1 pseudogene is annotated in these 376 nt (G+C 33.0%); it reads left to right on the top strand.

The features are described 5' to 3' along the window. Positions 1–56 precede the first annotated feature (56 nt). Positions 57–376, top strand: a pseudogene (locus tag HMPREF2737_RS08495) (IS6-like element IS257 family transposase); the annotation flags it as partial.

Genomic DNA, 376 nt, shown 5'->3' with positions numbered 1-376 from the left:
GGTTCTGTTGCAAAGTTGAATTTATAGTATAATTTTAACAAAAAGGAGTCTTCTGTATGAACTATTTCAGATATAAACAATTTAACAAGGATGTTATCACTGTAGCGGTTGGCTACTATCTAAGATATGCATTGAGTTATCGTGATATATCTGAAATATTAAGGGAACGTGGTGTAAACGTTCATCATTCAACGGTCTACCGTTGGGTTCAAGAATATGCCCCAATTTTATATCAAATTTGGAAGAAAAAGCATAAAAAAGCTTATTACAAATGGCGTATTGATGAGACGTACATCAAAATAAAAGGAAAATGGAGTTATTTATATCGTGCCATTGATGCAGAGGGACATACATTAGATATTTGGTTGCGTAAGCA

The organism is Staphylococcus sp. HMSC069D12 (assembly GCF_001810405.1).
Lineage (GTDB): Bacteria > Bacillota > Bacilli > Staphylococcales > Staphylococcaceae > Staphylococcus > Staphylococcus haemolyticus.
Note: the sequence above shows the minus strand (reverse complement) of the source record. Positions and strands in the feature narration are given on the sequence as shown.